Source organism: Mesorhizobium sp. Root157, assembly GCF_001427385.1.
Classification (GTDB): domain Bacteria; phylum Pseudomonadota; class Alphaproteobacteria; order Rhizobiales; family Rhizobiaceae; genus Mesorhizobium.
This window is the reverse complement of record NZ_LMGJ01000023.1, coordinates 56,442-75,322: the sequence shown is the minus strand read 5'-3', so window position 1 is coordinate 75,322 and position 18,881 is coordinate 56,442. Positions and strand designations below refer to the sequence as shown.

General features: G+C 61.1%; 19 protein-coding genes. All 19 read left to right on the top strand.

From position 1 onward, the window contains the following. Nucleotides 1-15 precede the first annotated feature (15 nt). The 19 genes from ASD64_RS12595 (at nucleotide 16) to ASD64_RS12505 (ending at nucleotide 18,846) form a co-directional block, all read left to right on the top strand. Entirely contained in the window at nucleotides 16-501 is a 486-nt protein-coding gene (locus tag ASD64_RS12595) for a flagellar basal body-associated FliL family protein (protein ID WP_056105552.1), read from the top strand. Continuing rightward, on the top strand, nucleotides 498-1,229 hold the full coding sequence (gene fliP / locus ASD64_RS12590) for a flagellar type III secretion system pore protein FliP (protein ID WP_056105551.1): 732 nt from the start codon (nucleotides 498-500) through the stop codon (nucleotides 1,227-1,229). The genes ASD64_RS12595 and fliP overlap by 4 nt, the downstream gene beginning before the upstream one ends. A gap of 193 nt (nucleotides 1,230-1,422) precedes the next feature. Then, nucleotides 1,423-2,379 carry a flagellin gene (locus tag ASD64_RS12585; protein WP_056105550.1) on the top strand — a complete coding sequence of 319 codons (957 nt, stop codon included), beginning with the start codon at nucleotides 1,423-1,425 and terminating at the stop codon, nucleotides 2,377-2,379. Between the two features lie 252 nt (nucleotides 2,380-2,631). Beyond that, nucleotides 2,632-3,702 (top strand): flagellin, encoded by a 1,071-nt coding sequence (locus ASD64_RS12580; RefSeq protein WP_056105549.1) that lies wholly within the window; start codon nucleotides 2,632-2,634, stop codon nucleotides 3,700-3,702. 123 nt (nucleotides 3,703-3,825) lie between these two features. After that, nucleotides 3,826-5,478 (top strand): flagellar basal-body MS-ring/collar protein FliF, encoded by a 1,653-nt coding sequence (fliF, locus tag ASD64_RS12575; protein ID WP_056105548.1) that lies wholly within the window; start codon nucleotides 3,826-3,828, stop codon nucleotides 5,476-5,478. After that, nucleotides 5,478-6,095 (top strand): hypothetical protein, encoded by a 618-nt coding sequence (locus ASD64_RS12570; protein WP_056105547.1) that lies wholly within the window; start codon nucleotides 5,478-5,480, stop codon nucleotides 6,093-6,095. Before fliF ends, ASD64_RS12570 begins: the two co-directional genes overlap by 1 nt. Further along, nucleotides 6,092-7,408, top strand: coding sequence for a MotB family protein (locus tag ASD64_RS12565; RefSeq protein WP_056105546.1), 1,317 nt, complete (start codon nucleotides 6,092-6,094; stop codon nucleotides 7,406-7,408). The genes ASD64_RS12570 and ASD64_RS12565 overlap by 4 nt, the downstream gene beginning before the upstream one ends. Then, the gene (locus tag ASD64_RS12560; RefSeq protein ID WP_056105545.1) at nucleotides 7,405-8,778 is read left to right on the top strand and encodes a hypothetical protein; all 1,374 of its coding nucleotides are present in this window, start codon (nucleotides 7,405-7,407) and stop codon (nucleotides 8,776-8,778) included. The genes ASD64_RS12565 and ASD64_RS12560 overlap by 4 nt, the downstream gene beginning before the upstream one ends. Further along, nucleotides 8,775-10,115 (top strand): flagellar hook-length control protein FliK, encoded by a 1,341-nt coding sequence (locus tag ASD64_RS12555; protein WP_056105544.1) that lies wholly within the window; start codon nucleotides 8,775-8,777, stop codon nucleotides 10,113-10,115. The genes ASD64_RS12560 and ASD64_RS12555 overlap by 4 nt, the downstream gene beginning before the upstream one ends. After that, on the top strand, nucleotides 10,045-10,635 hold the full coding sequence (locus ASD64_RS12550) for a transglycosylase SLT domain-containing protein (RefSeq protein WP_056105543.1): 591 nt from the start codon (nucleotides 10,045-10,047) through the stop codon (nucleotides 10,633-10,635). Before ASD64_RS12555 ends, ASD64_RS12550 begins: the two co-directional genes overlap by 71 nt. 213 nt (nucleotides 10,636-10,848) lie before the next feature. After that, nucleotides 10,849-11,517, top strand: coding sequence for a response regulator transcription factor (locus ASD64_RS12545; protein WP_056105542.1), 669 nt, complete (start codon nucleotides 10,849-10,851; stop codon nucleotides 11,515-11,517). 103 nt (nucleotides 11,518-11,620) lie between these two features. After that, nucleotides 11,621-12,877 (top strand): flagellar hook protein FlgE, encoded by a 1,257-nt coding sequence (locus tag ASD64_RS12540; RefSeq protein WP_056105541.1) that lies wholly within the window; start codon nucleotides 11,621-11,623, stop codon nucleotides 12,875-12,877. A gap of 30 nt (nucleotides 12,878-12,907) precedes the next feature. Continuing rightward, nucleotides 12,908-14,356 carry a flagellar hook-associated protein FlgK gene (flgK, locus tag ASD64_RS12535; RefSeq protein ID WP_056105540.1) on the top strand — a complete coding sequence of 483 codons (1,449 nt, stop codon included), beginning with the start codon at nucleotides 12,908-12,910 and terminating at the stop codon, nucleotides 14,354-14,356. Nucleotides 14,357-14,358: 2 nt separating this feature from the next. Next, on the top strand, nucleotides 14,359-15,408 hold the full coding sequence (locus ASD64_RS12530) for a flagellar hook-associated family protein (RefSeq protein WP_056105539.1): 1,050 nt from the start codon (nucleotides 14,359-14,361) through the stop codon (nucleotides 15,406-15,408). A 15-nt stretch (nucleotides 15,409-15,423) separates the two neighbouring features. After that, a complete protein-coding gene (gene flaF, locus ASD64_RS12525) occupies nucleotides 15,424-15,771 on the top strand; it encodes a flagellar biosynthesis regulator FlaF (protein ID WP_056105538.1) in 348 nt (115 codons plus the stop codon). Beyond that, complete coding sequence (gene flbT / locus ASD64_RS12520) at nucleotides 15,768-16,211, top strand: flagellar biosynthesis repressor FlbT (RefSeq protein ID WP_056105537.1); 444 nt, start codon at nucleotides 15,768-15,770, stop codon at nucleotides 16,209-16,211. The genes flaF and flbT overlap by 4 nt, the downstream gene beginning before the upstream one ends. Nucleotides 16,212-16,213: 2 nt before the next feature. Continuing rightward, complete coding sequence (gene flgD, locus ASD64_RS12515) at nucleotides 16,214-16,618, top strand: flagellar hook assembly protein FlgD (RefSeq protein WP_056105536.1); 405 nt, start codon at nucleotides 16,214-16,216, stop codon at nucleotides 16,616-16,618. A gap of 72 nt (nucleotides 16,619-16,690) precedes the next feature. Then, nucleotides 16,691-16,957 carry a flagellar biosynthesis protein FliQ gene (fliQ, locus tag ASD64_RS12510; RefSeq protein ID WP_056105535.1) on the top strand — a complete coding sequence of 89 codons (267 nt, stop codon included), beginning with the start codon at nucleotides 16,691-16,693 and terminating at the stop codon, nucleotides 16,955-16,957. A 242-nt stretch (nucleotides 16,958-17,199) separates the two neighbouring features. After that, nucleotides 17,200-18,846, top strand: a complete 1,647-nt coding sequence (locus tag ASD64_RS12505) for an MFS transporter (protein WP_056105534.1) — start codon at nucleotides 17,200-17,202, stop codon at nucleotides 18,844-18,846. Nucleotides 18,847-18,881: the final 35 nt, after the last annotated feature.

The following is an 18,881-nucleotide window of genomic DNA, read 5'->3' as shown; positions in this document are numbered from 1 at the left end:
GAAAGGACCGCATGAATGGCGAACGCCGAGCAGATCCCAGTCGCCAAGGGACCGTCCATGATCATCCAGGCCGCCATGCTGCTTGGCATGACGGTGGCCGCGCTCGGCATCGGCTGGATGTCGGGCTCCTACCTGAAAGGCTCGGAAGCGCCGGTAAAGGCCCCTGCCGCCGAGGGTGGAGAACAGGCAGCAGCGCCGTCGGCGGCCCCCGGAGCCGCATTGACCGTGACGGAACTCCCCTCGATCACGACCAATCTTGCCGCGCCCGTGGAAACCTGGGTGCGCATGGATGTCTCGTTGCTGCTCGATGCAGCGCTGCCGAATGAAACGATACAGGCCATCCATCAGGATCTGCTGACCTTCATGCGCACCGTGAAGATGCATCAGGTCGAAGGCGCCAGCGGCTTCCTTCACCTGAAGGCCGATCTTCAGGAACGCGCCGCAATGCGCGGCGACGGCCACGTCAAGGACGTGCTGATCAGGACCTTGCTGTTCGAATGAAAGCACTCCTTGCTGCACTCGCCATCGTCGTAGCGACTGCCACCGCCGCAACCGCCCAGCAGATCGACCTTGGCGGCATCGGTCAAATGAACAACACGACCGTTGGCTACATCATCCAGATGTTCGGCCTGCTCACTGTGCTTTCGGTCGCGCCCGGCCTGCTCATCATGGTGACGAGCTTCACCCGCTTCATCATCGCCTTCTCGATTCTGCGCGCCGGCATCGGCCTGCAAACGACGCCTGCTAACCTGATCCTTATTTCGCTTTCGCTTTTCATGACCTTCTACGTCATGGCGCCGACCTTCGATCAGGCTTGGAACAGCGGCGTCAAGCCGCTGATGGACAATCAGATCAGCCAGACCGAGGCGTTGGAAAAGATCGCCGACCCATTCCGCACCTTCATGTTGCGCAACGTGCGTGACAAGGATTTCGACCTGTTCGCCGATCTCGCGCGCGAACGCGGCCAGACGGTGTCGCAAGAGACGGTCGATCTGCGCATCCTCGTTCCGGCCTTTATGATCTCGGAGATCAGGCGCGGTTTCGAGATCGGCTTCCTGATCGTTCTGCCATTTCTGGTCATCGACCTGATCGTCGCCACCATCACCATGGCGATGGGCATGATGATGTTGCCTCCGACCGTCGTGTCGCTACCGTTCAAGATCATGTTCTTCGTGCTGATCGACGGCTGGAACCTGCTTGTCGGCTCGCTGGTGCGCTCCTTCACCTGAGCATCTTCGCGCCACCGCGAAATTCATGGTTCGCTAACCATACCGCTTATCCAATTTGCAGGAACTGCCTGTCATTGTCACGGCAATGGCGGGTGATCGCGTTTCAAAGATCATTGGCATGATGCCGCACCGTCTTACCGGTCGAGCCGGTATGTTCCCCAAAGTGTACGTGTAAAAACGGGTACGTGTATCCATGTCCAGTATCAATACCAACGCGTCAGCAATGACGGCGCTGCAGAGCCTTTCTGCTACCAACAAGAACCTGTCGATCACGCAGTCTCGGATTTCCACCGGCTTCCGCGTCGCCGAGGCCTCCGACAATGCTGCCTATTGGTCGATCGCGACCACGATGCGTTCCGACAACAAGGCGAACTCGGTCGTCAACGACGCCCTCGGCCTCGGCGCCTCGAAAGTCGACACCGCCTATGCCGGCATGAACAAAGCCATCGAATCGGTCAACCAGATCAAGGAAAAGCTGGTCGCTGCCTACGGCGCCAGCGGTGCCGACAAGGCCAAGATTCAGACCGAAATCAAGGCGATCCAGGATCACTTGACGAGCAGCACCAAGGGCGCGACCTTCTCCGGCGCGAATTGGCTTTCGGTCGACTCAACCGACCACACTGCGGCGGGCACCTTCGATACCGTAAAAATCGTCTCCTCCTTCACGCGCTCGGCAGCCGGCAGCGTCAGCATCGAGACCATTGACGTTGATGTTGACGGCATGAAGCTCTTCGACGCAGGTGCCACCGGCGACACAGACGCCGGCATCCTTGAATCTGCTCGTGACGACACCGGCGCTATTGCCACCGGCGGTGCTTTCGGCATCATGGACCTGGCTGTTCACGACGGCACTGATGGCGCTGCCGATACCGATATCCAGAGCATGATGACTGCTGTCGATACGGCCCTCAAGGAAATGACCGACTCGGCGACCAAGCTTGGTGCTGCCAAGAACCGCATCGATCTGCAGAAGGAATTCACGCAGAGCCTGGTGGACTCGATCGATCGCGGCGTCGGCCAGCTCGTCGATGCCGACATGAACAAGGAATCGACCCGCTTGCAGGCCCTGCAGGTCCAGCAGCAGCTCGGTATCCAGGCGTTGACCATCGCCAATTCCAACACACAGAGCATTCTCTCGCTGTTCCGCTAAACGAACAGTACTTCCTCTGGAAAGGGCCGCGCCAAAAGCGCGGCCCTTTTGCTTGTTCCAAGAACACCTGCCTGGCGGCTCATCTGATCTGCCAGCCTGACGAACCAACACACTTCTTTAATCGGCCATTAACCATATCGCTCTAGTTATGGTTAACCATAGCTTTAGGGCAGGTTTGGCTGGTGCCGCGTCACCGCCATTCAAGAGGGTCGATCCGGCCTGCATAAGCCGGGATTAAGAGGGGTGAGTTCGTTGGCCAGCATCATGACAAACGCTTCGGCGTTGACCGCACTTCAAAGTCTGAGCGCAACCACCAAGGCGCTCGAGCAGACGCAAAGCAGGATTTCAACCGGCTACCGGGTCGCCGAAGCCGTCGACAATGCCGCCTATTGGTCGATCGCCACGACGATGCGCTCCGACAACCAATCCCTGTCCACGGTGCAGGACGCGCTGGGCCTCGGTGCCTCGAAGGTCGACACCGCCTACACCGGCATGAACAAGGCGCTGGAAACAGTCGATCAGATCAAGCAGAAGCTTGTTGCCGCTTACGGTGCCAGCGACGCCGACAAGGCCAAGATCCAGACCGAGATCAAGGCTCTCCAGGGCCAGATGAAGTCCTATGCCGACGCGGCGACCTTCTCCGGCTCCAATTTCCTCTCCGCCATCTCCACCCAGGTCGCCGCCGCCAACGACGGCGTGCAGGCCGACGTCAAGATCGTCTCATCCTTCAACCGCAGCTCCGACGGTTCGGTCGTCTTGAGCACGATCGACATCAACGTCGAAAGCGTCAAGCTTTTCGATTGGGGCCTGGCTGCGGATGTCAAGAACCAAGGCCTTCTCGACCGGCAGACCTCGGTCTACGCAACAGCGGTGGCGCAGGCGGAGTATGATGCGGCCTACGCGGCAGCCATCGCGGGCGGAGCCACCGATATCCTCGCCAACACAAACGCCCAAGGGGCTGTCACCGCACCTGCTCCCGCCAAGATCGACAGTATTTCCGTCTACAACCTCGACATCACGGCGGCGGGCGTCACCAATGACATCATCACCCAGATGATCTCCAAGGTCGACGATGTCATGAAGGAACTGACCGATGCAGCTACCGTTCTTGGCTCGGCCAAGAAGCAGATCGACCTGCAGAAGGACTTTGTCTCCAAGCTGATGGATTCGATCGACAAGGGTGTTGGCCAACTCGTCGATGCCGACATGAACAAGGAATCGACCCGCCTCCAGGCGCTACAGGTTCAACAACAGCTCGGCATCCAGTCGCTGTCGATCGCCAATGCCAACTCGCAAAACATCCTGGCGCTGTTCAAGGGTTGATCGAGCCCGTCTGACGCCATCGACTTTCCAGTCGGGCCGCTCCATCACGCGGCCCGATTTCATTTTCGCACAAGCTTCGGAGCCTAGTGTTGCGGCGGGCAACTATGCGAGGGCCGTAGGGCAGTGCCGGAACAGATCCAGGGTATCATCCACAACCTCAAGGGCTTCGGCGCCAAACGTCTGGCGATCCTTGCCGGTATCGCGGCGCTGGTGATGGCGACCATCGCAGTGGCATCCGTCTACCTCAACCGTCCTGCCTACGAGACGCTTTACGTCGGGCTGGAGCGGTCGGACGTGAACCAGATCGGCATGGTCCTCGGCGAAGCCGGTATCAATTTCGATGTCGGATCGGATGGCAGCAGCGTTCTGGTCGCTGCCGGCACCACCGCGCAAGCGCGTATGCTGCTGGCGGAAAAAGGCCTGCCGACCAGTGCCAACGCCGGCTACGAATTGTTCGACAACGTCGGCTCGCTCGGCCTGACTTCGTTCATGCAGCAGATCACCCGCGTACGTGCGCTGGAAGGCGAGATCGCCCGCACCATCCAGTCGCTTTCAGGCATCAAGGCCGCGCGCGTCCATATCGTCATGTCCGAGCGCGCCAACTTCCGCCGCGACGAACAGCAGCCCTCGGCCTCCGTCGTTATCCGCTTTGCTGGGATCGACGGGGAAAAAACGGCAATGTCCGTCCGCCATCTGGTGGCAGCAGCTGTACCCGGACTGGGAGCGGAAAAGGTCACGGTTCTTGATTCCGCCGGCAATCTGCTGGCCGCCGGAGACGATTCTTCCAATACAAGTGCCGCACGCACGCTCGGTGTCGAGCAGACGGTGGAAGCCCAGATCGAAGACAATATCCGGCGCGCCCTCAGCCCTTATCTCGGGTCGGACAACTTCCGCGCCAGCGTCAAGACCGACGTCAATACGGATTCGCGCCAGACCGAGGAAACCATCTTCGATCCCAACTCCCGCGTCGAACGCTCTGTCCAGACCGTTCGCAACAACGAAGCGAGCAGCCAGAAGCAGGCTTCCTCGCCAGCGAGCGTCGAGCAGAACCTGCCGGAAACACAGCCGGTGACGACAGATGGCCCGCAATCGACCTCGCAGAACGACCGCAAGGAAGAAATCACCAACTACGAAATAAACTCCAAGCGCATCGCGACCGTATCGAACGGCTACACGGTCAACAGGATGTCGGTGGCGGTTGTCGTCAACCAGCAGCGGTTGGCGACCATTCTCGGCAAGGATGCGACGCCCGAGCAGATCGCTTCCAGGGTGGCCGATATCCGCAAGATGGTCGCATCCGCCACCGGTTTCGACGAAAAGCGCGGCGACGTCATCGACGTCTCGGCGGTCGAGTTCATCGACGGTCTCGACGGACAGGCGATCGAACAGCCTGGCATCCTGGAATCGATAGGCCACTACACCGGCACGCTCATCAATGCCGGCGCCTTCATCATCGTGGTTTTCCTCGTCGCCTTCTTCGGCCTGAGGCCGATGGCGGCGGCGCTTACCGCACAGACCAACGCGGTTGCCGCGATCGGCGGACCCAGCTTCGACGAGGTGCAGCGTTCCCTGCCGACGCCGGACGCGGCCAGCGTGGCGGGCGCGGCACAAGCCGCCCTGGCCGATGGCTCGTTTACCGCGCCAGCACCTCTGGACGATCTGCGCCGCAAGTTGCGACCCGCGCCACAGGAGCGGCTGGCCCGCATGGTTGATCTCAACGAGGAGCGCACCGCCCAGATCCTGCGCAAATGGGCCGCTCCCGAGGCGGTGGGTTGATGTCGGCAGCAGCGCTTCTTCAACTGTTGCCGGACTTCGGACCGATCAAGGAACGGAGCAACCCGGCACCGGCTGATGCGCCGCGCCCGACTGCCAGCGCGCCTCAGGCCGACATCGGCCGGCTCATCGCCGAGGCGGTCTCCGAGGCAGAGGCGGCGCTGAAAGCCCGTCTGACCGAAGCCCATCAAAAGGAACTGGCCGAGATAAGGCAGGCCAACGCGGATGAAGCCAAGGCATTTCTGGAAACGCTTGGCGCAGACGTTGGCGCCACCATTGCCGCTCGTATGGATGGCATGCAGGCCCGGATGGCCGGGTTGGTCAGCACAACGGCGGCCCGGATCATCGGCGGCTTATTGAGCGAGCATCTGCAGAAACGCTCCCTGGAAGCGCTCACCGAGACAATCAAGAACGCCATGAAGGATGATGAAGCCATCCGCGTCCGCGTTCAGGGACCGGCTTCCCTTTTCGAAACGCTGAGCGCCTCGCTGGGGGAGCGGGCGGCCGATCTTGTTTTCACCGAAGCTCCCGGCTTCGATCTTACCGTCACCGTCGACGATGTGGTGGTTGAAACCCGCATGTCGGAATGGTCGACGGCGCTGTCCGAGATACTGTCATGACCATGGCCGAAAACGCCAACGACAAGCACGAGATCATCATCGTGCGCCGCGGACATAGCGATGAAGAGGAAGGCCATCACGGCGGCGTCTGGAAAATCGCCTTCGCCGATTTCATGACGGCGATGATGTGCTTTTTCCTGGTTATGTGGCTGATCAATGCCGCCAACGAACAGACCAGGGCGGCCGTCGCCAGCTATTTCAATCCCATCAGGTTGGTCGACCGCAACGCCAACCGCAAGGGCCTTGAGGATCTCGGCAACGAGTCCGCTTCGTCCGGCATGGCCGCGGACAGCCCGCAAAATGCCGCCACCAAGACAGGACAGGACGGAGAGGGCAACGCCGGTTCCGTCAAGGAGCAGAACAAGGAAGAAGAGGCGGCTGCGCAGACCTTCCCCTCCGATGAAAAATTATTTGCCGACCCTTATGCGGTGCTGGCGGAAATCGTCGCCAACAGCGGCAAGCTGCAGAACATCAGTGAAAAAGGCGATGGCGGTGCGCAAGCCGCCGGACCGGCGACAGGCGCTTCGGGTGGCCAGTCCTACCGCGATCCGTTCGCACCTGATTTCTGGTCGCAGCAAATGACCACGCCGGGTGCGGAAGCCAGTGCCGCGCGGGCGAAAATCGAAGGTGATCCGGCAAAGCCCGACGACAAGGTTGCAGAATTTGCAGCGCCGAAAACCAAGGCTGAGACGGCCGCCGAATCGAAGCCCGCACCAGAGTCACTGCCGCAACCCGTTGGCGCGCCATCCGCGAAACAAGGCGACAGCGACCTGCAAAGAGAACTGGCGAAAATCGAGGCGCCCAAGCTGGAACCTGTTGAACGAAGCCCGGCCAATCGAGATCCCAGCGCCGCGACCGTGGAAGCATCTGAACGTATCAAGACGGAGTTGGCGACAGCTTTGTCCGGCGACAAGGTGGCTGAAGGCCTGACAGTGGAGGCCACCGACAAGGGCGTCGTCATCTCGATCACCGATCAACTCGATTTCGGCATGTTCGAGATCGGCTCGGCCGTGCCACGCCGCGACCTGGTCCTGGCAATGGAGAAGATCGGCCGTGTCATTAATGGCCAGAAAGGCAACCTTTCCATCCAGGGGCATACGGACGCCCGCCCATTCCGAAGCGACACCTACGACAACTGGCGCCTGTCTTCGGCACGAGCGCATGCTGCCTACTACATGCTGGTGCGCGGCGGCGTCGATGAAGGCCGGATCAGGGAGGTCGCCGGATTTGCCGACCGCGATCCCAAGGACAAGGCTGATCCGCTTTCCGCCGTCAACCGCCGCATCGCGATCCTTCTGGAGACGGATGGATGAGGAACCGTGCCGGCTTCTGGCGGTTTGTCGGCGCGGGACTTTGCATCGCGGCTTTCGGTTCCGCTGCGAGCGGCCAGGAAGGATTGCAGCCCTATCAACTCGTCAGATCGCTGCAACTCGTCCAGGACCACATCGCGTCCGGCGATCATGCGGCCCTGCCCATGCAGGGCAAATTGCTTGAAATCACCGATCAACGCCTGCGCAGCGCAAACGCGCAAGATCTCAAGGACGCCAAGAATTTTCGCGCGCTGCTGGTCTACGGCATGAGCGGCGGCAACCCCGCCACGCTGGAGGTTGCGACATCGCGCCTTGAACTGAGCAAGCAGGACAAGGCAATAGCCAGCGGCGTGATCGCCTATCTGCAGGGCGATCCCGGGGGCGCGCTACAAGCCCTGAGGTCGGTTGATCCGATGTCGCTGCCACGCGATCTCGGTCCATTTGTAGCTCTGATCAAGGGATCGCTTCTGGTCAGGGAAGACCCGGCCGGTGCGCTCACCCTGCTCGACCAGGCGCGTTTGCTAAGCCCCGGCACACTGGTGGAGGAGGCAGCCCTTCGCCGTTCGGTCGCCATTGCTGCCACGACTGGCGACGCAGCACGCTTTGCCCGCGCTTCCACCCAGTACGTGGCGCGCTACCTGCGTTCCCCCTACGCCAGCCAGTTCGCGGACGCTTTCGTAGAGGGCGTCGTATCGTTTAACATGGCGATAGCCCACGACAAGCTCGACGACATCGCCGCCATGATGGATCCCGAGCGCGAGAAGGTCATCTACCTGCGCATCGCCCGCAGCGCCGCGATCGAGGGGTTGATAGACCTCTCCACATTCGCGTCGGCAAGGGCCGAGCAGGGCCACAACGGCATCCACAACATCGACGATCCGCGCGCCGAACTCTATGCCAGCCTTTCCACGATGACTTCGGAAACCATCGAGGATGTGCGCGACAGGTTGCACAGCATCGATCGCAACCGCTTGTCGGAAAGCGACCGCTTCCTGCTCGATGCAGCGCGCACCATCACCAGCGAGGTGGTGGCGCCGCCGGCAAAGGCGTTGCCGCTCCCTCACGTCAAGGTGCCGGGCAACCCCGAAGCCGACATTCCAACGAGGAGCGCAGCACACCGGGAAGCTCCAGCCTTGGATGCCGCATCCGAAGCAGATAGCGATCTGCCACTGGTCGAAGGGATCATGCCCGAGCAACCTGCATTCGCGCCCGCCGAACCAGCCGCGGCGGTGGCCGAAGCCGCCATTTCCAGCGATGCGCCCAAGGCCGCGCCATCTTCCGCGGCCAAGGCCGATCCGACCGATGAAGCCATCGCAAACACCCATCGCACCCTCGACAAGATCGACCAGTTGCTTGGAGCAGCGCCCGAATGACCGTCAGTATCGGCACCACATTGCCCGGCCCGATTGGAACTAAAACCGTTGCGCAAGCGGCCACCGACAATGGCGACACCACTTTCCAGGATGTGCTGGGAGACGACATCCGGCATGCCGGCTCCAAACATGCCGCGCCTCACCCCCATCGTTCGCGTGACAACGCCACGCATCGCATGGCGGCAGACAATAAATCCGATCACGACGCGCCGGATGGAAAAGACGAGACGGTTGAGGAGACCGGTGGCTCCAGGGTCCGTCGCTTCCCGTCGGCGCCCGCCAGAGAGATCCTTGCGGATGACGACACCACAGATGCGACCAGGGAAAAACCGGTCGAGGCAACCTCCGGCAACCCCGTTCATGAAAGTTTGCCGCTGCTCATGAGCCTGCAGGAGATCAACCGCGCGGCGGCACTCGCCGCAGGGAACGACTCTGGCAACGATGCCGGTGACCAAGGCAAAACGACCGGCTTCCGCCGCGCGGCGGAGCACGTTCTTGCAGATGTCGGCTCACAGGGAGTGGACGATGAATCAGCGAAAACCGGCACCGCGCGCAGTATCGAAACGCAGCACGCCACGACCAAGGCCCTCATGCCGACCGCAGGGTCCCTCGACCAGGCAGCCGAACCGGACACATCGGCCAACGGCGATACCGGCAAGCCGTCCCCATTCGGCATCGCCGCCGAAGCGCGGCGCGCGGGGTCCACGACGACGCCCGGCGACCATGCCGCGCGACCGTCAGTGCAGGAGCGCGTCACCATCGTTTCGGCACAAAGCTTCCCGGCACCGGCCATGCCGACCCTCGATCCGACCACTTCCAGGCTGGTCAGCGCAATTGCGTCCGACGTCGGCTCACCGCACCCGTCGTCCAGCGCCGTATTTGCACCCGGAGCGGCTCATCAGGCACCGGTCGCGGCGCACATTTTGAAGATCGAGCTTCATCCCGCCGAGCTTGGCGTCGTCAATGCACATCTGCGCCTCACGGGAGAGCAACTTTCGATTGAGTTGCTGCCCGACACCCAGGAGGCCTATCATCGCTTGTCATCGGATAGCGATACCATCGCCCGGGCACTTCGCGACCTCGGCTTCGATGTCGGCAAGGTTACTGTCCTGCAACCCTCGATAGCGGCAATGCCAACAGCCCGCCCCGACGCCACAAGCTCCACGACGGCGGCTCCGAACCGGGATTCGTCGTCGTTTCAATCCGGGCAGTCTGGCGGGAATGGCAATGCTCCCGGTGACCATCATTCAGGAAGGAGCCGCGACAATGACGCTCACAATTCCGGGCGCTCTTCCTCGGCTGCTCGCGGCCGCTCTGGCAGCGGGCTGTTTATCTAGTCTTTCCCCGGCAGGCGCCAGCGCTTCCACCAATGCTTGCGAAGCCGAAATTCTGCACGCCGCCGACCGCTACGGCATTCCGCCAGGCATCCTCTATGCAGTCGGTCTCACTGAAACGGGAAGGAAAGGCAGCCTTCAGCCCAACGCATTGAATATAGAAGGAAAAGCTGTTTACCCGCGCAATCGTTCAGAAGCAATCCGGACGGTCGAAAATGCTCGCACACAGGGCAAGAAGTTGATCGATCTCGGCTGCATGCAGGTAAACCATCACTATCACGCCCAGCACTTCCGCAGCATCGGCGACATGCTGGACCCGCACCAGAACGTCGACTACGCAGCCCGTTTCCTCGCCAACCTGCACGCCCGTCACGCAACCTGGTCGATGGCGGTCGCACGCTATCATGCCGGCCCCGATAACGACCCGGCGCAGAAGATCTACGTCTGCCGCGTCATAGCCAACATGGTGGCGGTCGGCTTCGGCAAATGGACAAGCAACGCGCGGACCTTCTGCAACCAGTGAGTTTATAAATTCGCTGCAAAGACCAATGCCGCAGGCTTGGCATCCGTGCCAGGCAGCCGCTCCGGCCAGCTTTCCCGACTTTGACGGGTGATACAACCTGAGCGATTCCCGACTCCCAAGAAAATAGTTACAAGAATTGACGGTTGTTCAGGATTCCAGCCAGCGACTACCCCTTGTCCCCGGGGCAAATGAAATGATTCGGGGGGCGGGCCGATGATCGTAGTCGTTGACGAGCGCGAACTCGTAACCGAGGGCTATAATTCACTTTTCGACAGGGAAGGCGTTGCGTGCGCCGGTTTCGCGCCAAGTGAATTCGACGAGTGGGTGGCAAGCGCCGCCGATGACGACCTCAAATCGGTAAGTGCGTTCCTGATCGGCGATTGCCGCGAAGGCAGCATTTCGCCGCGCCAGATACGCGGACGTACCGGTGCTCCGGTCATCGCGCTGAGCGAACATCATTCTCTCGAGAACACGCTGAAGCTTTTCGAGTCTGGCGTCGACGACGTGGTGCGCAAGCCGGTCCACATCCGCGAAATCCTCGCCCGCATCACGGCGATCCGCAGGCGGGCCGAGGAAAGCGCGAACTTCACCGAAATCGGCCCGATGCGCATCTTCATGGATGGCCGCGATCCCGAGATCAACGGCCAATCGCTGCCACTGCCGCGTCGCGAACGCCGCATTCTGGAATTTCTCGCCGCAAATCGCGGACGGCGCGTCACCAAGACCCAGGTCTTCAACTCCATTTACGGCATCTTCGACGAAGAGGTCGAAGAAAACGTCGTGGAAAGCCACATCTCCAAGCTGCGCAAGAAACTGCGCGAGAAGCTCGGCCACGATCCGATCGATTCAAAACGCTTCCTCGGCTATCGGCTGGTCTTCTGATGGATCGGGCCACAGGCCTGCGCCCGCTTCTCCGCGCCAGCCTCGCGCAAGACAACAAGCGTATTCTTTTCGCCACACCCGGTGGAACTGAGGAGACGTTTCGATGAGCTTGTATGGGATGATGCGAACCGGCGTTTCCGGCATGGCCGCGCAAGCGAACCGACTGGCAACGACGGCCGACAACATCGCCAACTCCGATACCACCGGATACAAGCGAGCTTCGACGGAATTCTCGACGCTTGTCATGCCCAGCACAGGCGGCAGTTACAATTCCGGCGGCGTGACAACGACGGTCATTAATTCGATCAGCGCCCAGGGCGTCCTTCAATACACCACTTCAGTCTCCGACCTTGCCGTGGACGGAAATGGCTTCTTCGTGGTGCAGGACCCGAGCGGCACGCCGTTTCTCACCCGCGCCGGCGCATTCGTGCCGGATGGTGAAGGTAGGTTGGTCAACGCCGCCGGCTTCCAGTTGATGGCATACAGCTATGAAAACGGCTTGCCGGCAGCAACCGTCAACGGCTTCGACGGGTTGGAGCCAGTGCGCATCACCGACGGTCAGATGACGGCGTCACCCAGCACCGATGGCTACTACAGAGGCAACCTGCCTGCCGGTGCTACTGCCGTAGCGGCAGGCGATCTGCCTTCTACCAACAGCCCGACTGCCGCATACACCTCGAAATCCTCGCTCGTTGCCTATGACAATCTCGGCAATCGCATGCTGATGGACGTCTATTTCACCAACACCGGCACTGGCACCTGGCAGGTCTCGGTATTCGACCAATCTGCTGCGACGCCCGGAACCTCGTTCCCCTACACAGGTGGCGCGCTGGGCAGCGCGAACCTGACATTCGACACAACGACCGGACAACTGACGGGGGCGGTTGATAGCGTTTCTCTGACCATTCCCAATGGTGCTGCCTTCAATCTCGACCTGTCGGAACTCAGCCAGCTTGGCGCGGGCTTCACAGTTTCCGGCGGCGCGACCAATGGCAACGCACCCAGCACGATCGACAAGGTGCAGATCAGCAAGGACGGAACCATCTACGCCATGTATGGCGATGGCTCCTCCCGTGCACTCTACAAGATCCCGCTGGCCGACGTGCAAAGTCCCGACCGGCTGACCTCGCTGCCCGGCAACGTCTACGCGCAGGGCACGGACTCGGGCGCGGTCCGATTAGGCTTTGCCAACGAAGGCAAGCTCGGCTCGATCGTTTCCGGCGCACTGGAAAGCTCCAACGTCGACATCGCCGAGGAATTGACCGACATGATCGCAGCCCAGCGCAGCTACACCGCAAACTCCAAAGTATTCCAGACCGGTTCCGACCTGATGGATGTCCTCGTCAACCTGAAGAGATAGCAACCGGCACGAAGGCCGTGAAAGCATAGAATGTCGCTGTCATCCGCATTGAGCATCGCCCAGTCTGCGCTTCTGACGACGTCGCGCCAGACCAGCGTCGTCACGCGCAACGTGTCGGATGCCTCCAATCCCGACTATTCGCGCCGTACTGCCACGGTTGTCAGCATGGCGCCCGGCGCGCGCTCGGTCGATATCCAGCGCGCCACCAACGCGCAGCTTTTTCGCCAGAACCTGTTCGCACTCTCGGCCTGGAGCGGCCAAGCCACCCTGTCCAATGGATTGGACAGGCTGCAACTCGCGGTCAACGGCGTAGACAATGCAGCTTCCGCCTCGACGGCGATCGGCAATCTTCAGAATGCGTTGCAACTCTACGCCACATCGCCCTCCAACCAGAACCTCGGCGCAAGCGTCATCGATGCCTCTCGGCAGGTCGTGCGTTCCCTGACGGAGGGAACGAATGCCATACAGGCTTTCCGCACCGACATGGACAGCCAGATTGCCAACGCAGTCGGCCAGTTGAACGACCTGCTTGTGCAGTTCGAAGGCGCCAACAAGGCCATCATCTCAGGCACTCGTTCAGGGACCGACGTTTCCGACGCATTGGACAAGCGCGACGCGCTGCTGAAGAAAATCGCCGAATATGTGCCGGTCTCGACCTACACGCGCGGCGACAACGACATGGTCATCACGACCACCGACGGCACGACGCTGTTCGAGACCATTCCGCGCTCGGTAAGTTTCACGCCATCTTCGGGTTATTCTCCGACAACCACGGGCGCTACCGTCTATATCGACAACGTGCCGTTATCGCCCGGCATGGGAGGGCTTGGCGAGGCAGCCGGAAAGCTCGCCGGTTTCCTGCAACTCCGTGACGGTGTCGCTTCCACCATGCAGAGCCAACTCGATGAGATCGCCCGAGGTCTCATCGATGCCTTTGCCGAAAAGGCCCCGCCGCTGGCCGACATGGCCGGCCTTTTCACCTGGCAGGGTGGACCAGCAGTACCGACGACACTGGAGCCCGGTCTGGCGGGAACGATCTCCATCAACGCCGCGGTCGATCCGTCTCAACCCGGCGGCAATATCAATCTGCTGCGCGACGGTGGCATTAATGGTGCCGCCTATGTCAAGAACGCCACCGGTGGCGCATCGTTTTCCGAAATGCTGATCCAGTATGGCGACCGTCTCGACGCGCCGATGATCTTCAGCCCTGCCGCCGGCATTTCCGCTTCTTCCAGCGTGACGGAATTTTCGGCCAATGCCATCGGTTGGTTCGAGGGTATCCGCCAGCAAGCTACCGCCCTCGCCGACACCAAGGAAGCATTGGCAAGCCGCACCGCCGAAGCGTTGTCCAACGAGACCGGCGTCAATGTCGACATGGAAATGTCGCTGATGCTCGACCTGGAGCACACCTATCAAGCGTCGGCACGGCTGATGAGTACGATCGACCAGATGCTCAACGCACTGCTTGAGGCTGTCTGACCATGAAAGCCGTCTCCGTTTCCTCCGCAGCCGTATCGAATGCAATGCGCTACTCGCAGACGCGCATGCAGGTCGATCTGGTCAAGGCGCAGAAGGAACTGGACTCTGGCAAAGTCGCCGATATCGGGCTGACCTTGGGAGCCAACGCCTCCCAATCGGTGAATTTTCATCGCGACCTGGACAGGCTGAACAGCATCGTCGCTTCAAACGCCCTGGTGGCAGCGCGCCTGAAATCGACGCAGGACGCACTGGGACAAATTCTTGGCGCCACACAATCCCTGCTGTCCAGCATGACGGTAGCTGCATCCGGCGACATGCCGGACAGCGTCGCTGCCGAAAGCGGTCGCGCCGCCCTGCAATCGCTGACCTCGATGCTGAATTCCAGCTTGAACGGGGAGTATCTGTTCGCCGGCACGAATACGGATTTCAGGCCGATCAATGACTATTCGGCGGCTCCATCGCCGGCGAAGGCGGCTTTCGACACCGCCTTTTTCACCCGCTTCGGCTTCAATCAGGACGACCCCGCCGCTGCCGGCATCTCAACTGCCGACATGGACGATTTCCTGACCAACAGCGTCGAACCGCAGTTTTTTGGCGCCGGCTGGCAAGCAAACTGGTCGAACGCGACCGATCAGCAGATCGTCAGCCGGATCGCCCTGAACGAGACGACAGCGACGTCGGTCAGTGCCAACCAGGAAGGCCTGCGCAAGATCGCCATGGCCGCCACCATCGTTGCCGAGGCATTTTCCGGCAATCTCAGCGCCGCCGCAAAGAATGCCGCCGCGGCAAAGGCGCTCGCGCTGGCTGGCGAGGCGATCTCCGACCTTGGCCAGTTGCAGTCGCAGACCGGCATCATCCAGAACCGCGTGTCGGACGCCAGCGAACGCATCAACACCCAGGTGGACCTGTTCGAACGGCACATCATCGATCTGGAAGGCGTGGACCCTTATGAAGCCGCCAACCGCGTCAACGACCTCATGTCCCATATCCAGACCTCCTTCGCGCTGACGGCGCGCATCCAGCAACTCAGCCTGTTGAACTACCTGACCTGATCGGACGGACAAGCGATGTATCAATTCTCCTATGCCGACATTCAGACAGACTCCGTTGCCGACGCGAGGGACCGCGAGCGTCAACTTTTAAGCCGCTCGATCGATCTTCTCACGGCGGCCGCTTCCATCGGTCCCGATTCGATGGAAGCGATCGAGGCACTGCACTTCACCAACCGCGTCTGGACGACGTTCGTTGAAGATCTCGGCTCCAGCGAGAACGCGTTGCCGAAGGAATTGCGGGCCAACCTCATTTCGATCGGCCTGTGGGTGCTTCGCGAAACGGAGGATATCCGCCAGGGCCGGACCAGCAATTTCGAAGGCGTCATCGAGGTTTCTCAGATCATACGGGACGGCATCCAATGAGCACCACGTTCAAGCTTTCCTTGAAACCGAACGAGAAGATCTATCTGAACGGCGCCGTCATCCGCGTCGACCGCAAAGTCACGCTCGAGTTGTTGAATGACGTCCAATTCCTTCTGGAGAGCCATGTCCTGCAACCGGAAGATGCCTCAACCCCCCTCAGGCAGCTCTATTTCATCTTGCAGATCATGCTGATGAACCCGGAAGGCGCGCCGGAGGCACGCGCCATGTTCCGCCGCTCGCTGCCGCTTCTGCTGGCCAGTTTCAAGGACGAACGCATCTGCAACGCCCTCAAGCAGGTCGATCGCATGGTAGGCGAAGACAACGTCTACGAAGCGCTGAAGACGATCCGCTCCCTCTATGCGTTCGAGCGCCAAGTGCTGCAGGAAAACGACGACGATGAGATGGACGAGGCCCGTCCGCTGGCAGTAGGAGCCCGCTGATCATGAACGTGGATATGACAACCGCCCTGCCCCCGACCGCGAATCCGGCATCGGCCAAGTCGAAGGCGACGGTCGACTACAATTCCTTCCTCCGGCTCCTGATCGCACAGATGAAGAACCAGGACCCGACCCAGCCGATGGACTCGACCCAGTATGTGTCGCAACTCGCGACCTTCTCCCAGGTCGAGCAAACGGTTCAGACCAACACCAAGCTCGACCAGATCCTGCAAGCTTCTGCGCTCGCTCAAGCCGACAGCCTGATCGGCCACGCGCTCACCTCTGCCGATGGAGTGACCAGCGGCATCGTGAAAGAGGTCCGCCTCGCAGCGAGTGGCTTGGTCGCCATTCTCGAGGGTGGCGCGGAGGTTGCTGTCGGCCCCGGCGTCACAGTGAAGAACGCCAGCTAGCCAAAACAAATGGCGCGGGCCGGCCCAGCGGTCCCATGTGCTTGCGTTCGATAAGGGCGTAGACTTGGAACCATGAACGAAGCCGACGCACTCGACATCATGCAGTACGCGGTATGGACGGTCCTCGTCGCATCCGCGCCCGTCGTTTTGGTGGCCATGGTAGTCGGCATCGGCATCGCTCTGGTTCAGGCGTTGACCCAGGTTCAGGAAATCACCCTGACATTCGTGCCGAAGATCGTGGCGATCATGCTGGTGGTCGCACTCACCGGCCCATTTGTCGGCAGCCAGATTTCCGCCTTCACCAATGTCATATTCGAACGGATTGAAACGGGATTCTAGAGCCGTCGGGCCGAAAGTGGAAACCGGTTTTCGGACAATCCGATGCTCAAACGAGAAGAGTTCGCCACCATGCATCCGTCAGGATGCACGGCGATCCAGGCCGGTCCGCCATTGCCCTGTTGACAGGGCGCGTCCTATACAGAAACAGCCTTCGCTATATTCTTCGTGGCGGCTACAGTGGAAAAGTCTGATCGAGCCTGAGACCAATAAGAGCTAACCCGCATACTGGTGAAGCAAGACGCGTGATCGACGACGAAGCGGACGTTGAAAAAAGATCGACCCTTGCGCCATTCCGGCATAGCACTTTCCGTGCCGTGTGGACTGCCAGCCTGGCATCGAACTTCGGCGGCCTGATCCAGGGCGTCGGTGCGGCTTGGCTGATGACGTCGATCACCACGTCGTCCGACATGGTTGCACTTGTGCAGGCGTCGACAGCCTTGCCCATCATGCTTTTCTCGCTCGTTTCCGGTGCAATCGCCGATAGCTTCGGGCGACGCCAGGTCATGCTGGTGGCGCAATGCTTCATGGTAACCGTGTCGATCCTGCTCACGGTCGCTGCCTATCTTGGCCTCATCACCCCATGGCTGCTGCTTGCCTTCACCTTCCTCATCGGCTGCGGCACGGCCTTGAACAACCCCTCTTGGCAGGCTTCGGTCGGCGACATGGTTCCGCGCGCCGATCTGCCGGCAGCGGTCGCTCTGAACTCCATGGGCTTCAACCTCACCCGTAGCGTCGGTCCGGCCATCGGCGGCATCATCGTGGCAACCGCCGGCGCTGCCGCCGCCTTTGCCGCCAATGCCGCCAGCTATGTCGCGCTGATTTTCGTGCTGTTTCGCTGGAAGCCGCAAATTCCGGCGGCAAATCTGCCGCGCGAAACTCTGGGCGTGGCGATGGGCGCCGGCATACGCTACGTGGCCATGTCGCCCAGCATCGGAAAGGTGCTGTTGCGGGCATCGGTGTTCGGTTTCACCAGTGGTTCAATCCTTGCACTGCTCCCTCTGGTGGCGCGAGACCTCGTCCAGGGCGGGCCGCTTGTCTACGGCATCATGCTAGGTGCTTTCGGCCTTGGCGCTGTCGGTGGCGCGCTCGCCAGCGAAAGACTGCGTCAGGCTCTGTCCAGCGAAGTCATGGTCCGCTACGCTTTCCTCGGCTTTGCGTTATGCGGGCTGATTGCCGCCGTCAGTTCACAGGCGTGGCTGACCTGCGCTGGTCTTCTGGTCGGCGGAGCATGCTGGGTGCTGGCGCTGTCGCATTTCAACGTCACGGTCCAATTGTCGACGCCGCGATGGGTGGTGGGCAGGGCGCTGTCCATCTACCAGACCGCCACTTTCGGCGGCATCGCGCTGGGCAGTTGGATTTGGGGCATCGTCGCCGAAACGCACGGCGTCGAAATGGCATTGATCGCTGCGGCTATCTCCATGCTGGCCGGCAGCGCCCTCGGCTTTCTGGCGCCGCTGCCGCAACTGGCGACGCTCAACCTCGACCCGCTCAACCGCTGGACCGAGCCGCTGTTGTCGCTCGACCTCAAACCGCGCAGCGGTCCCATCGCGATCCTGATCGAGTATGTCATCCGCGACGAGGATCTTTCCGAATTCATCGAATTGATGGCCGAGCGAGGGCGTATCCGCCGCCGTGACGGAGCCCGTAACTGGACGCTGGCGCGCGACCTGGAGAATCCCGAAATCTGGATCGAAACCTATCACACGCCGACCTGGCTGGAATATGTGCGCCACAACACCCGCGCGACATTCGCCGATGCCGCCATCACGGAACGCATTCGTGCGCTTCACAGCGGCAGCGAGCGGCCGCGCGTGCGCCGCATGATCGAACGCCCGACCACCGCCGAACAAGCCATCGTCACGCCAAGAGGCCCGATCGACCTGCATTGAGCCGAACGGCGGCGGTCGGCTTGCTTCCCCACCTT